This is a genomic window from Bordetella sp. FB-8 (assembly GCF_000382185.1).
GTDB lineage: Bacteria > Pseudomonadota > Gammaproteobacteria > Burkholderiales > Burkholderiaceae_B > Bordetella.
The window spans coordinates 4,002,588-4,016,913 of sequence record NZ_KB907784.1 but is presented as its reverse complement, the minus strand read 5'-3'; the positions used below and the strand labels follow the sequence as shown (position 1 = coordinate 4,016,913).

Genomic DNA, 14,326 nt, shown 5'->3' with positions numbered 1-14,326 from the left:
CGCTCGATTTCGGCATGCTCGCGCTCAAACTAACGCTTGTCCCGCTGTTCTTGCTTGTCGTTTCAATGTCGGGTAAATGGTGGGGGCCATCGATTGCGGGCTGGTTGGCTGGACTGCCGGTGGTAGCAGGTCCGATTCTGTTCATTCTTGTTCTTGCGCATGGCCCGGTCTTCGGCGCGCGTGCTGCCACACTTTCCCTCTCCGCGATCCTCGCGTCAGAAGCATTCAATTTTGCATATGCATGGACCTGCCGCTCGCGTACATGGCCGGTTGCGCTAGCAGTCGGGCTTATCGCATGGTTTATATCCGCGTATGGCCTATCAATGATGCCAACTTCGCCGGTGTGGGCCGCAACCGCCGCCCTCGCTGCTGTGTGCTTCGGCCAGTCGTTCTTGCCACGCAGCTCGGCGGTCGCAGCTGGCGCACCGCTTACACAGTCCGACCTGATAGGCAGGATGGTTGCCGGCGCTGTGCTGACGGTACTAGTCACCTCGTTATCTGGATGGGCAGGCCCCGCCTGGAGCGGTCTGCTGGCGGTATTTCCACTTCTCGGAATCGTTTTATCGGTGTCGTCTCACCGCGCACATGGGCCAGCCTTTGTAATCTCGCTGCTTCGAGGCATGGTGCTTGGAAGGTTCTCGTTTGCCGCATTTTGTTTGCTGCTTTCGTTCTCACTGCTTTACCAGCGGCCACTCGTGGCGTTCGCGGAGGCGGCTGTCTTAGCGATGCTTGTGCAATGGAGCACTAAGCGACTAGCAACAAAGCGGCGCACGAAGATTGCGGAGCCGAGCGTCGTTGCTACGGATTGACTCTTTTAACGGTATATCTCCCGGTCGAGTGCGTTGAACGTCCGCTTTCTGGTGACTCGACTGTCCCTTGTGGGTCGGTTTCTGCCACCCATGTTTTGAGTAGCACACTCGATTCGGAATTTATTTTTCCACGAATTGGTGCCTACAGGCGCGCTCTACGTGCCTGTTTACAACCTATGTTGGCAGCTTTGCCGTATGAGAACCCAACGCCAGGGGAGGGGGTTGGGTTTGCCGTCTTTCTCCAATCGTACCTGCCCGTTCTCGCCGTCAAGGGCTGCGCCTGGCGGCTTGCGGCTGCACCGGCCGAATGCTCGGCCCCCTGACTGCTTGCGCTGCGGGCAGGGCCTGGTGGCCATTCGGCAAACCCGCCGAGGCTACTTGGAGAATTCAACATGCTGCAGCTTTCCCTTTTCGCACTTCCGATCGCCCCTGCCGTTCCTGCTCTGCCAGCTGGCGCCGGCGAGCTCGAGCATGCTGCGCTCTGCGTCCGGGATGCCGCGGGCCTTCGGCCTGCCACGCCGATCGAGATCATGGATGCCGGTCGGCGTGCTATCGATGCCTCGATCCCGAGGGGCGCACAACTGAATCATCCCGATCAGGTCAAGGATTATTTCCTGGCCAAGCTGGGCGGGATGCAGCGCGAGGTAATGGGCATCGCCTACCTGACCAACCAGCTGCAGCTGATCGCCTACGAAGAGCCATTCGGCGGGACGCTTTCTCAGTGCGCAGCCTATCCCCGAGAAGTCGTCAAACGCGCCCTGCAGCTGAATGCGGCCGCCATTCTCATCGGGCATCCGCATCCGAGCGGCCTGGCCAGCCCCAGCTCGGCCGACATCGAATTCACCCGGCAGATCCAGAAAGCCCTGCAGCTGGTCGACGTGCGCCTGCTCGATCACGTGATCGTGGCGGGCAACCAGGTCGTGTCGCTGGCTCAGCAAGGGCATATGTAGGCTTCGGGCGCGCGCTGCGCGCTCTTTTTTTGCTCTTGAAGTTGGCGGCTGCGCCGAGGCCTGGTCGACGGCAATCCATTCCAAGTACTGCACGGAGCCTACCGTCGCTGTTCCCGCCAGCTCGGACAGCGGCGCCGGCGGCGCAAGTGATTGTCGCCGCCGCGCCCCTTTCAAGGGCTTTCGCGGCATATCCTCGCGCGCTGCGCTTACTGCGGTATTCCACGCTCCCTTGACCGCGCTTTGCGTGCCCAGCGCCCGCATGCCCCGTGCAGCGCAAAGCAGACTCCCTGCCGCGGCTGCACGACAAGGAGCCGCACATGAGCCGCATTGTCCAGGGCAACTGCTTGGAAGTCATGCCGACCTTTCCCACTGACAGCGTTGATTTCATCCTCACCGATCCTCCATACCTGGTCAATTACAAGGACCGCACCGGCCGCAGCATCGCGGGCGACGTCGCCGGCGACTGGCTGGGCCCGGCCTTCGCGCAAATGCACCGCGTCCTGCGCGAGGATGCGTTTTGTGTCTCTTTCTACGGCTGGCAGGCTGTTGATCAATTCATGGCCGCTTGGCGCGCGGCCGGCTTTCGGATTGTCGGGCACCTGGTCTTTGCCAAGTCCTACAGCTCGTCCTCGCGCTTTCTGAAGTACCAGCACGAATCGGCGTACCTGCTCACCAAGGGCCGGCCGGCCATGCCGGCGTCGCCGCTGGCCGACGTTCTGCCCTGGAAATACACCGGCAATCGCTATCACCCCACGCAAAAACCCGTCGAATGCCTGCGCCCGCTCGTCGAATCCTTCTCGCCGGCGCGCGGGATCGTCCTCGATCCCTTCGCCGGTTCCGGTTCGACGTGCGTAGCGGCCCGCGATGCCGGCCGCCGATATCTCGGTATCGAGCTGGATCCGAAATACCACGCCGTGGCCGTGGCCAGGCTCGCCCAGCCCCAGGATTTGAGGATTGCTGCATGAGCGCCGCCACCGAGATGCAAGAAAATATCTGCGCACGGTTGTGCGGCATGGCCAGAACCGATATCAGCCGCGTCCGATTAATCGCCGCCGGCGAAGACTTTGGTGCTATGGCCGAAACGGAGCTTGCCCGGCGCCGCGTACTGGTGCGCGTGCAGTTTATTCAAAGCCTGACAGATACCGAACTGGCGGCCGTCGCGCTCGGGGATATCGACCTGGCCAGCCTGGCTCGGCGGGTGTGGTTCGGGCTGGGTTCTACCTGATATGCCTGGGCGGGCCGAGTTCGGCCCGCTTTGCTCAGCCTGCATGAGAGCTGCTACGCGGAAATTCGGGGTGGTTTGTGGCTGCGCCAGAGGGGTAAGCACGCTCTAGTGTCGCGCCTTACGGCGCGACATGAACCTGGGTTGGTCAATGCAGAGGCAGCATCGACATTTCGCCTGTGTTCCTATGGCCGTGAATGCTACTGCTCGAATTGAGACTCGAAGCCTTTTGCCAAGGCGAGTTCCAAGACCGCATTCGCTGCACCATCATATCCGGGGAACATTGATGCCGCGGAAAATCCGAATTTTCTGCATCGCATCAGCAGCTTTGCCGCGAATCGATGAGGAAGCGTCAACTTAATCAATCTCTCACCCGCATTTGGGTTTTCATGCAGTTTGTCTTCAAGACATACTCCATAGGTGAAGTCCTGAATTGGATGTCCACTATTGTTCACAAGAACGAATGAACCCGACTGTGCTGCCAGATTGACCGAGGTACTGCCCGGCACCCTAGCGTATCGATATCCGACATCCTGCCTGCGTTCATTGAATGTAAAGCCATATATCGCAAGCTTCCCATCGTCAGATATCTGGCCATCTTTGACGACGCCCAGCGCTGCAAAGTAGGCAGCTACGTATGAGTTGCTGGTCCAGTCCAGTAGGCGCGTCGGGATGCCGTGATGCTGAGCCTGCGCCATCAAGGGAATGACCTGTTCTTGCGGCCATGCGCTGGTATCCGCGGCGTGTATCCGCATAATATTTTCACTCTGAAAATATTCGCGAAACGCCATTGAGTCGCAAGGAATCGCCAAGCCTCTCATATCGCAAAATTGGACAAAATCCGATAGCAACGCCCATTCAAAAAAAGTCTGATTTGAGCGATCTTTCGCCAAACTCAAAATGCCGGTCTTGTATTTTTCTACAACTTCTTTTCGATAGACTTGGGGTGTAAGCTTCCAGGTGCTGTCCTTTTGACCTCGGAAAATATAGCGATACCGCGCACCGCCAAGTTCATGGCCAATGGGTGAAATCGCATCCCAGATTTCATCGACAGTAGCGCAGTCGATTATTTTTATCTCTGCCATGATTTCTCCCAAGCGGATGATCCGGAATTTCAAAAGCAAGTGAATCAATCTTAGCGTCTCCCGGCAGAGCCGGGCCGCGCTGTCGTGCTGCGCATCAAGCCCCACGGATGAACCCCACATCCGTGTGTCTCGCCCCTGTCGGGCTTCCATCGTTCCCTCGTTCCTCGGCTGACGCCTGCGCGCCTGCATAGCCGGCGCTGCGCGCTGCGCTTGCCAACCCCCAGCCTTCATTTCAAACACGATCGTCGCAAGCCAGACGGGGAGGGCAGTCTTGCTCCCGGTCATGGTGACACACCGTTCTCGCGTTCAAGGGCTGCGCGCACGTCGTGCGCTGGCGGCTTTGCCGGCTGCGCCCCTTGAGCGCTGCGCTGCGGCGTGGCCCTGCGGGTCCGGGCAATACCGCCCAGATCACGGAGCACACCATGAGCAAAGCGCAGCAGCGCCGCTACTTCAATTCGGCTGGCGAACATCAAAAGGCCATCCTGGGCATATTGCAGGCCATCGGCCGTAGCCGCGGTCTGGACCGCGTGTGGTCCGACTGGATTGAGGTTTCGGCTATTGCATTGGCCAAGCTGGATTTGCGCCAGGCTGATGCGCGCGAGGACCGGTACCGCCAGATCATGGGCCAGTACGAAAAGGATGAGGCGCAGCAGCTGGCCGAGGCCTTCGCGCACCTGGTCATGGCCTTCGAGAAGAGCCAGGCCGTGGGCGAATTTGGCGACCTATTGGGCAGCACCTTCATGATGCTGGACATGGGCAGTTCTCACAACGGACAGTTTTTCACCCCCTACGAAGTATCCATGATGATGGGCATGATGCTCATGGGCGAGGGCCAAGAACTTGTGCAGAAAGTCGGCGAACGTGGATTCGTCCGCCTACTGGAGCCGGCCTGCGGCGCCGGCGGCATGGTCATCGCGGCAGCTCAGTCCCTGCATCAGGCCGGCGTGCCATATCAGCAATCGATGCATGCGGTAGCGATCGACATCGACCGGCGCTGCGCGCACATGACGTTCTTGCAACTGGCGCTGCTGCATATCCCTGCGCAGGTAATCCACGGCAATGCGCTGTCTGGCCAGGCCTGGGAGCATTGGTACACGCCTGCGCACATCATGGGCGGCTGGGGCGCTCGGCTTCGCCAGCGCGACGAAGAAGATACCGATGCCGCGAAGACGGTGAATTCTGATGCAGCCGACGTACAACAGCCAACCATCCAGCCCCAAGCGCATAGTTTCGTGCCCCATGCTGCCAGAGCAGCGGCGGCCGCAGGCCAGATGACATTGTTCTAGCCAGCAGCTCGGCCCCACGTGGGGCCATTTTCATTTCTGTCGGTAGACCCTGCTCGATGCCCACAAGTCTGCTGCGCGCTTCGCTTGCTGGAGCCTTCGGCTGTGCATCCGTTCCGGATGCCATTTGAGCCCCTGCGGGGCATGGGGCGCTCGGCGCGCGCCGGATTTGTCTCTTCACACACTGTCTCGCAGGCCTTCACCGTCGTTAGCCAGTAAGCCCTAAAGCGCCGACCGTACCACTGCGCTGCGGCCTGCAAGGGACTTTCGCGGCATAAACGGTTTCCCCCCGCAAGCGGGTCCCCCCATTTATTCCACGTTCCCTTTCCGGTCCTCGCTCCGTGGTCACGGACGGCAAGGGCTCACTGACTAACGAGGATGAAGGCGATTCACCGCAGGAAAGCTTTGAAGACCAAATCCAAAACCTACGAACAGGGTCTACGTGATCTTCAAGGACGAAGTGGCGAACCCTTCAAAGCTTGAATCCTTTTGAAGTTTTAACCGCAGCACCACTCGCCCATCCGGGCATCTGACTAGGAGATTGAACATGAGCGCATCCCTGAACAAAGTCCAACTGATCGCCAACGTCGGCCGTGATCCCGAGACGACCTACAACGCCAACGGCGCAGCCATCACCACACTGTCTGTGGCTACCACCAGCAAGTGGAAGGACAAGAACACCGGCGAAAAGCGCGAAGAGACGGAATGGCATCGCGTCGTGATCTACAACCGCCTCGCCGAAATCGTCGGCGAATACGGCAAGAAAGGCCGCTCGGTCTACATCGAAGGTCGCCTGAAAACGCGCAAGTGGCAGGACAAGGACACCGGTGCCGACCGCTACAGCACCGAGATCGTCGCCGACGTCGTCCAGTTCCTCGACAAGATGAATCCCACCGGCGCCACCAGCCGCCCGGGTAACGAGCCGTCCACGCCAGCCGATTCGCAGAACATGGATGACGACCTGCCTTTCTGACAGTCACCCCGGGCCGGTCCAGCGGATCGGCCCAAGCCAGCCGATACCGACCCCATCACGACATAGACCAGGACATCCCGCCATGAGCCACGCCGAAGACATCATCAACGCGATCCGCCGTAAACCCATGCGCGAAGTGCCGTTCGGCACCACGACCTGCTTCATCCTGCGCGCCCTCAAAGCCTACAGCCGCCAGATCAAGCAATCCAAGCTCGATGTCCTGGTCCAGGCCATCCCCGACGAAGATGCGGGCCGTTGGGTGCGCGCTGCCCGCCTTCTGGCCAGCCGCCTGGAAGCGGCAGAAGTGCGCGGCCACCGGATCGATGATGAGTTCTTCCGCGAACTGGTCGACCTCGGCCAGGACCGCGACACGATGCGCCGTTTCATGCACCGCGCCGTGCGCAGCTACGCCACCCACATCAGCCGCATTCCCCTGCGCCAGATCGAACACAGTCTGCGCGGTATCGGCGCCAAGCACTGGAAGATCGTCGCCACCGAAGCCCTGGGCATCCAGGACACCATCGCGGCATTCGACCGCTTCTGAATAGGACGCACACCATGACCACCGCCAAGACCAAAGCCCGCACCATCAACCTCACCCCCACCTGGGGCGAGTGGGGCAATGTCTACCGCCGATTCGCCGAGTCCGGCGAACGCAAGGCCATCGTCGCATTGCGTGAGGACTTCGCCCGCGCCATGGCCAGTACCCAGGCCCTGCAAAGCATCCTGCACACCCTCACCGACGAACAGCAGACCATCGTCTCGCGCACGATGACCGATGAGCTGTCCAAGCAAGGTTTCTAACCCCTCCCTGGGCATTCCTGCCCTCTCAATCCCCTAGGAGCTACCGCCATGAAAACTACCACCGCTGAAATCGCCGCCATCGCCGACGCCGCCCTGCGCCAGGATGTTCCGCTCTCCACGCTGCACCTGGCCACGGACTACCAGGCGCGGAGCCGAAAAGCGGCCATGACCGTCGAGCAGCTGGCCGCTACCATTCTGGCTGTAGGCCTGCTGAACAATCTGATCGTGGTCGCGGAAGCGGACGGCACCTTTGGCGTCTGCGCCGGTGGCCGCCGCCTTGCCGCCCTGCAATTTCTGCTTGAGCAAGGCAAGATTGGCAATGACTTCCTCGTGAGTGTGCGGATCATCGCCAAGGAACACGCGCACCATGCCAGCCTGATCGAGAACGTCGCCCGCGAGGACATGCATACGGTTGACCTCATCGTCGCCTACGACCGCCTGCATCAAGACCAGAACATGAGCGCCGAGGCCATCGCCGCCGCGCATGGCGCAAGTGTCCTTTCGGTAAAGAAACTGTTGGCTCTGGCCAATGTCGCGCCCGACTTGCTCGACCTGTACCGCCACGATGACAAGAAAATGTCCTTTGAGGCGCTTCAGGCATTGGCTGGAGTAGGGGACCACGAACGCCAGCGCTCGGCCTGGAAGGCCTGCCGCAATAATCACCCCAGCTCCATCCCCCGTTCCATTCGCGAGATGCTGGCCGAAAGCGAAATGTCGGCCTCTGCTCCGATTGCCCGCTATCTGACCATCGCCGGTTATGAGAAGGCGGGCGGCATCGTGCGCCGCGACCTGTTCACCGAGGGCAATCAAGGCGTGTTCCTGGCCGACCCCATCCAGGCGGAAACCCTGGCGATCGAGAAAATGAAGCGCAGCAAGCTGGCCGCTGCCGTCAGCGGCGAAGGCTGGGCGTGGGTCGAATTTCTGACCCGCTTCACCTGGGATGACTCGCGCCAGTATGGGCAACTGAAAGAAACCGCCCGCGAACCCACCAAGAGCGAGGCCGCGCAGCTAAAGAAACTGAACGATGCCCACCGGGCCGAACAGGAAAAACTCAATGCATTGGAAGAGAACGATGCGGACGAGGGCGACGAGGATGCCATTCTGGCCAAACTTGAAGACCTGGAGAACCAGATCGAAGTCATCGAGAACGAACTGCAAGAGTTCAACCCGAAGCACAAGCAGGTCGCGGGCACGATCCTGACGCTTGACGATTCGGGCAACCTCATCGCCAAGCGCGGCCTGATCCGGCGCGAAGACCGCGATGCCGCTCAGGCCCTCATCTGCGGCTCGGGCGACAAGGAGAGCAGCACCAGCGCTGGTGAGCTTCCAGCCCCGCTGACGCGCCCCGTGCATTCGCAGGCCTTGACCGCCCGCCTGCAAGCGCAGCACGCCCTGGGCGTTCAGGCCGAACTGGCGCAGCGCCCGCGCTTGGCTGTCTGCCTGCACCTAATCCAACTGGTGGAACAGGTCACGGATCACATTTCGTACCTCTCGCCGGCCTGGAACATCTTCCCGATGCATGCCCACAGCGCTCGGCATGGCTTTCAAGCCGTTGACGATCTGATCGCCGAATCACCGGCAGCGCGGCACCTGGACGCCCGTCTGGCCGAGCTGCTGGCGGGTCTGCCTGAAGAACCCCAGGCGCTGCTGGATCACCTACTGGCCTATAACGATGACCAGATCATGGCACTCATGGGGCTGCTTCTTGCCTTGACCATGCCCGCCAGCACCGGAGAAGGTGGCCAGATCAACCATGTTCGCACCGTGCATTCGCTCACTGACACCGACATGACCCGCTGGTGGTCGCCGACCGTGGTGAGCTACCTGGGCTCTGTCAGCAAGGATCAGATCGCCAAAGTTGTCACCGAGGCGGTCGGCTCGGACACGGCGGCACCGCTGACCAATATGAAGAAGGGTGAAGCCGCTACCACCGCCGAGCAGCTGCTGGCCGGACGCGGCTGGTTGCCCGAACTCATGCGCAAGCCCGCCCAGGCGTAGCAGGCCAGGGGAGGGGATTACACGAAGACCGCCCGATGGCGGTCTTTTTCATGGCAGGTGCCAGATCGCCCCATCGGTATAGCGTCGCGCTGCGCGAAGGCCGCCGCTGATAGAAATTCGCCGGACTGATCGCCAGCATCAAAGCCGCCAACCCATTTTCTCGTTCAGCGTTAAGCCCGCCAAACCGCCCAGGTCCGCCCGTTCCGGGCCTTCCCTCTGACCACCCGCTGGGTGGTCTATTCTTGATGCCTGCTTGCTCAACGTGCCCGCATTCGTCGGGCTTTTCCTGCTTCTGGTTGCGCTGCTCTTGCCCTGGCTGTCCTGGTCCTGTTGGCTTGTCTGGTGAAGCTGCCTTCCGCCTGCTTCGCTCGGGCTAGCCGTGTGCCGCCTGGGCTGGTCTGGTGCCTGGGCGTTGCCCATTCGCTACGCTCATGGGTCCCTTGGCGTGACGCCGTGGCCTTGGCCACAGGTGCCCTTAAGTATGCCCTTCGGGCCCCTTAAGAGCACCACACAGGACGCACCCTGCGGGTGCGACAACCTATTGTTTTACAAACGCTTTCTCAGAGCGGGAAATTTTGGCCTGTTTAACAAGGTGCCTTGCAACCCGCATGAATGCTGGGTTTGCGTGTTTTACAAGAAGGCAATTCAACGGCGCGATGATGCGCGGCATGGCATCCATCTACGATTCATCTACAAGGAATTTCAGAGAATAATTTTCTATCAACATGCTGTAGACAGATGATCTACACGCTCTAATAATCTTTCTACGCACCATAGACAAAACAGACTGAATAGACATGACCGCGCTCAAATCGCTTCGCCATGCCGTCCAAGACGCGTCCGAAATGGGACGTCGGGCCCAAATGCGCGCAGCATTGCCCTACCTCGATGATCTGGTCAAAAGAGGCACTACGTACGAAATCTTAGTGTCGGAATTGAGCAAGCTGGCCATGCCTGTACGCGTGGAATCGCTGAGGATGGCGCTCTATCGCTGGCGTAAGCTCAATCGCACAAACGCTGCCGAGGCCGCGGACCACACTCCGGCCATACCCCGGCCGCTACAAGGGCAACAGCAGGCCGCGGCCGTTGGAGCGCTCACCTCAGGGGGCTCTCGTCCTACCGCCGTAGGCATCCCCCCCGGCGTGCCGGTAAGGGAGTATCTGCGCCAGCTTCGGAACACGCCCGTCGATCCTGACGAAGAGGCTCGGCGTGACCGAGAATGGCGCAAGGCCCAAACCGTCCGCAATAACGGCGAGAAATAGGCCAAAAAAAGGGCGCCTGAGCGCCCCTTGATCTTCACCTTGCATCGCAAGCCCTGCGGGTGATGCCGCAATCGGTTAGCAGTTGCCGGTAGCGTTCTCTATTGCTCATAGACTCTCATTACGTAAAGGCGCGAGACTAGCATCCCGTTCAAGTCGCCGGCGGTTACTTCCAGACCTCGATGACCTGGTTCCAGTCTGTCGTTGCTGCCGGCGTCATGCGTGACTGCCGCATACCCCAGCGCGCTTCCGGCCTGGCCTGGCCGGCTGCCCAGGTCACGGCGCCGCGCCCAAAGCGCTGGTTCAGCGTATCTACCGCCTGCGTCAACTGCCCCGGATCACGCACGGGGCCATGCGTCTGCGGTGCCGGCAGCGCTCCGAAAAGTTCACCCTGGGCGAAGGCCTGCGCCTGGCTGGCAATGTCCAGTAGGCATACGCCGGCCTTGGCATAACGAAAACCGGCCCGGTACACACGCGCCAAGCCCGCGTGCGCTGCGCGTATCAATAGGTCTGTGCGATCTGTCGCGGTGGCCAGCGGCACCACCACCGAGCCGGAATACTGAGGATCCGCGGCCCGAAAAGGGCTGGTGCGGATGAACACGTACACGGCCTGGGTCAGCGAGGCCTGCCGGCGTAGCTTCTGGGCTGTGCGCGTGGCGAACGCGGCGAGTGCCTCGGCCAGCTCGCTCTGCTCAAGCACCGGCTGCCCGAAGCTCCTCGAGCACATGATCTGCTGCTTGGGCGGCGCGACATCTTCCCAGTCTACGCAGGCCTCGCCGGCGAGTTCACGGGCGGTCTTGGCCAAGACGATGGAGAACTTGTCGCGCAGCACGCGCCAGTCGGCCGAGGCGAGATCCGCCGCGGTGGCCATACCCAGCGCCTGCAGCTGGGGGGCCAGGCGTCGGCCGACGCCCCAGACATCGCCGACTGGCACCCGAGAGAGGGCACGCCGTCGCTGCTCGGGTGAGGCCAGCGTCAGGTCGCACACGCCGGCCAAATGCGGCATCTTCTTTGCGAGGTGATTGGCCAGCTTGGCTAGCGTCTTAGTCGAGCCGATACCCACACACGTTGGGATGCCGACCCACTGCAGCACGCGGGCACGGATTTGTGCACCCAGCTCACGCCCGGTGCCCGGCACACCTGTCAGATCGAGGTAGGCCTCGTCGATGCTGTAGATCTCCTGCGCGGGCGCGAACTGGCCAATCACTGACATCATGCGATCAGAGAGGTCTGCGTACAGGGCGAAATTGGCCGATAGCGCGATCAGGCCGTGTGTATGGGTCAGGTGCTTGATCTCATGCCACGGCGCACCCATCTTTATTCCTAGGGCTTTGGCCTCAGCCGTGCGTGCGATCGCGCAGCCGTCGTTGTTCGAGAGCACCACTAGCGGACGTCCCTCGAGCGAAGGGCGCATGACGCGCTCGCAAGAGCAATAGAAGCTATTGCCGTCGACCAGTGCTAGGCGGCGCGGCGCAGGGCTACCGGCCGGGTCGGCTTGATAATCCATGTCACAACGCCCCAGACGACCAGCAACTGGCCGTCGCGAAATTCAATGGGTGGAAAGGTCGGATTGGCAGGTAGCAACCGAATGCGGCCGGCGCGACGGGACAGGTATTTGATGGTGTAGTCCCCATCGACGACCGCCAGGACGATGTCCTTGTGCTGCGCCTCGAGTGCACGGTCCACCACCACCCAGTCACCGTCATCGATGCCGGCGTCGCGCATAGACGGTCCCCTCACGCGCATAAAAAACGTGGCGTCCGGATGCTGGATCAAGACCTTGTTCAGGTCGATCCGGGTCTGGGCGTGGTCCTCCGCTGGCGACGGAAAACCGCAAGCCACATGAGCCGCAAGCAGCCACGCAGGCACGGGATTGTTGGAATCGATTGGGATCGGGGTTTCCATAGCTAAATACTGTGTTTTTATACAGTATATCCCTTGTCCGAATCTTTCCGCCACGCTCGCCTTGCTAGGGTGCAACTAACACTCGAGAAATTGCCCCTCGTGGCACATCCCGACCGTGATCCGGCCGAGCTGCTGCAGCTCGTCGACGACGGAGCTGGCCGGTAGCGTATCGAGCCAGCGCCGGATGACCTCGGCTGCTTGCTCGGCACCGATCGGAAGGTGCTGCGCGACCTGCGGCGATAGGCGCCTGAATTCCCTCACCGCGGCGATCTGGTTGCCGCTGATCGCGGCCAAGGCCCAGCCTGTCTCGATGCGCTCGCGAGCCAGGTTATCGGGCAAGGGGAAGGTCGTGACGCTAGCCATGGGGATTTCAGAAAAGAAAGCTGGATCCAGCAGCTGGAATCACTGCTTGGGCCAGCAGCTGGTCTGCAGGGAAGGGGTGTAGAAAGTCGCGAGTGTCATCGGCGCCGGCGGCCAGCCATTCGCCGTATGCGCCGGCCGGCAGGATCACCACCATGCGCTTTTCCTCGCCGGTGCGGTGGTATTCCCGAAAGAGCGGATGCTGGTCCGCGTTGATCGTGAGCATCGTGTAGCTCTCATGCCATTGCCCAGCAGTATCCCGGAATTTGTCCCACAGGCCAGCGATGCCCAGCGGCACGCCGTCGACGTGGGAGAACCGTGTGGGCACAGCGCGGCCGCTGCGCCAGTCCGGCTCGAAGACGGCCTCGGCCGGCATGATGCAATGCTGTGCACGCTGCCAAGCGTTGCCAAAGGTGAACGACCGGGAGGCCGTCTCCGATCGGGCGTTGAAGGTGGAGAGCTTTTCCGCCTTGGCCATACCGTCAGCACTCGTTCTCGCGCTGATCAACCCCCACCGGCCAAGAACTGCCTCGCGGTCGGGCACGGCATCGTCGCCGGCATTGAGTTCGGGTGGGCGGCGTACGAAAAGACCTTGTCGCTTAGGCCAGAGATCAGCCGAGAACGCCGGCGTCTCAAACGCTGCTCCGAAATACTGCTTGAGTCGAGCAGGGATCTTGACCGATTCGTAGTGGCTACACATGAGATTTATGCAGAGGACTAAATATTCTTCGGCCGAGCGGGAGGGGGAGGGTCACCCGGCTCAGCGGGGGCAGGCGCAGGTGCCGGCAGCGGTGCCTGCGACGGCTTGACGAGCGTGCCGAATTTCTTGGCGCGCTTCTTCTTGTTCCTGGATATCGCTACACAAGCAAGATACAAGATGTAGTTCTGCTCAGTGAACTCGTAAACCTCTGTCAAAGGATACGGTGCGCATTCTGTTTGTCCGGTTAGTCAGGGGATTCGTGCATGATCAGGGATCGCTACGGCCCTTGCAAGGAAGAATCGGGGCAAAAATCGGCTTTTCGGACAAAAAGAAACCCCGACCAGCTAGAGCTGGCCGGGGTCAATTGAGTCGATCAGTTTATTCGGCTATCTGCGAGTTTAGAAACTACTCCCGAAATGGCCGACAGCGGCCATCAACAGCCGTTCGACGCCGGCGCCTCAATCGTCGACAATCTTGGCGCGATAGGCATCGTCTGCACACGAACACGAATATGAACCTACTCGGACATCACGGGCTTCATCGACCAGCAACCGGCTCGGTGGACGCCACCATCACAGAGAGAACTTCTGCGGACTTTCTGATAGACGGACAGTCCTTGCTGGAAATGCTCGTTGCATGTGCCGGAGGACACTCCGACTTCATGGGGTGCTTCGTTAGTGTCGTTAGTGGTTAGGCGCTGCTGCGCACATGGGGTTATTGACGGTCATGAGTATCGCATCGTGACGTCCCATACCTTCATCTACATACATCACGACGTAATACTGATGGAAAGTCTGGTGTGGCTGGCTCGGATCGTTTCGGCTGGAGCGCTATCCGATCTTTCCAGCAGGACGCGCGGCGAAGCCCTCTACCTATGCTGTTGTCGAGCATTTGGTAAATGCGGGTCGCGAATGGCCCACTGCGTTTGCGCCCGCTTCGGTGCCAGCCCGACAGAACTAGCCGCTCCCGCCGCAAATA

General features: G+C 60.8%; 15 protein-coding genes. 10 read left to right on the top strand and 5 right to left on the bottom strand.

The features are described 5' to 3' along the window. Window positions 1-14 precede the first annotated feature (14 nt). The 4 genes from H143_RS0119270 (at window position 15) to H143_RS0119255 (ending at window position 2,984) form a co-directional block, all read left to right on the top strand. On the top strand, window positions 15-809 hold the full coding sequence (locus H143_RS0119270; protein ID WP_026350253.1) for a hypothetical protein: 795 nt from the start codon (window positions 15-17) through the stop codon (window positions 807-809). Between the two features lie 392 nt (window positions 810-1,201). Continuing rightward, window positions 1,202-1,759: a RadC family protein gene (locus H143_RS0119265; protein WP_019939906.1), complete on the top strand. Its 558-nt coding sequence runs from the start codon at window positions 1,202-1,204 to the stop codon at window positions 1,757-1,759. A 317-nt stretch (window positions 1,760-2,076) separates the two neighbouring features. After that, complete coding sequence (locus H143_RS0119260; protein WP_019939905.1) at window positions 2,077-2,724, top strand: DNA methyltransferase; 648 nt, start codon at window positions 2,077-2,079, stop codon at window positions 2,722-2,724. Beyond that, a complete protein-coding gene (locus tag H143_RS0119255) occupies window positions 2,721-2,984 on the top strand; it encodes a hypothetical protein (protein ID WP_019939904.1) in 264 nt (87 codons plus the stop codon). The genes H143_RS0119260 and H143_RS0119255 overlap by 4 nt, the downstream gene beginning before the upstream one ends. 197 nt (window positions 2,985-3,181) lie before the next feature. Here the strand turns inward: H143_RS0119255 and H143_RS0119250 are convergent, their stop codons facing one another. After that, the gene (locus H143_RS0119250) at window positions 3,182-4,351 is read right to left on the bottom strand and encodes an FRG domain-containing protein (RefSeq protein ID WP_019939903.1); all 1,170 of its coding nucleotides are present in this window, start codon (window positions 4,349-4,351) and stop codon (window positions 3,182-3,184) included. Between the two features lie 137 nt (window positions 4,352-4,488). Here H143_RS0119250 and H143_RS21255 point away from each other — a divergent pair, with 137 nt between their 5' ends. The 6 genes from H143_RS21255 to H143_RS0119215 all read left to right on the top strand — a co-directional run bounded on the left by H143_RS21255 (window position 4,489) and on the right by H143_RS0119215 (window position 10,386). Continuing rightward, window positions 4,489-5,352 carry an N-6 DNA methylase gene (locus tag H143_RS21255; protein ID WP_019939902.1) on the top strand — a complete coding sequence of 288 codons (864 nt, stop codon included), beginning with the start codon at window positions 4,489-4,491 and terminating at the stop codon, window positions 5,350-5,352. Window positions 5,353-5,896: 544 nt separating this feature from the next. After that, the gene (locus H143_RS0119240; RefSeq protein WP_019939901.1) at window positions 5,897-6,322 is read left to right on the top strand and encodes a single-stranded DNA-binding protein; all 426 of its coding nucleotides are present in this window, start codon (window positions 5,897-5,899) and stop codon (window positions 6,320-6,322) included. An 82-nt stretch (window positions 6,323-6,404) separates the two neighbouring features. After that, a complete protein-coding gene (locus H143_RS0119235) occupies window positions 6,405-6,866 on the top strand; it encodes a hypothetical protein (RefSeq protein ID WP_019939900.1) in 462 nt (153 codons plus the stop codon). A 14-nt stretch (window positions 6,867-6,880) separates the two neighbouring features. Then, window positions 6,881-7,126 (top strand): hypothetical protein, encoded by a 246-nt coding sequence (locus H143_RS0119230; protein WP_019939899.1) that lies wholly within the window; start codon window positions 6,881-6,883, stop codon window positions 7,124-7,126. A 48-nt stretch (window positions 7,127-7,174) separates the two neighbouring features. Further along, the gene (locus tag H143_RS0119225) at window positions 7,175-9,124 is read left to right on the top strand and encodes a ParB/RepB/Spo0J family partition protein (protein WP_019939898.1); all 1,950 of its coding nucleotides are present in this window, start codon (window positions 7,175-7,177) and stop codon (window positions 9,122-9,124) included. A gap of 797 nt (window positions 9,125-9,921) precedes the next feature. Continuing rightward, entirely contained in the window at window positions 9,922-10,386 is a 465-nt protein-coding gene (locus tag H143_RS0119215; protein WP_019939896.1) for a hypothetical protein, read from the top strand. Between the two features lie 163 nt (window positions 10,387-10,549). On the opposite strand, the gene H143_RS0119210 is transcribed toward H143_RS0119215, so the two are convergent. The 4 genes from H143_RS0119210 to H143_RS0119195 all read right to left on the bottom strand — a co-directional run bounded on the left by H143_RS0119210 (window position 10,550) and on the right by H143_RS0119195 (window position 13,348). Beyond that, window positions 10,550-11,890, bottom strand: coding sequence for a Y-family DNA polymerase (locus H143_RS0119210; protein WP_051094446.1), 1,341 nt, complete (start codon window positions 11,888-11,890; stop codon window positions 10,550-10,552). Then, window positions 11,842-12,288 carry a LexA family transcriptional regulator gene (locus H143_RS21250; protein WP_019939894.1) on the bottom strand — a complete coding sequence of 149 codons (447 nt, stop codon included), beginning with the start codon at window positions 12,286-12,288 and terminating at the stop codon, window positions 11,842-11,844. Before H143_RS21250 ends, H143_RS0119210 begins: the two co-directional genes overlap by 49 nt. A 75-nt stretch (window positions 12,289-12,363) precedes the next feature. Next, on the bottom strand, window positions 12,364-12,651 hold the full coding sequence (locus H143_RS0119200) for a hypothetical protein (RefSeq protein ID WP_019939893.1): 288 nt from the start codon (window positions 12,649-12,651) through the stop codon (window positions 12,364-12,366). Between the two features lie 7 nt (window positions 12,652-12,658). Then, window positions 12,659-13,348 (bottom strand): SOS response-associated peptidase, encoded by a 690-nt coding sequence (locus tag H143_RS0119195; protein WP_026350250.1) that lies wholly within the window; start codon window positions 13,346-13,348, stop codon window positions 12,659-12,661. Window positions 13,349-14,326 lie beyond the last annotated feature (978 nt).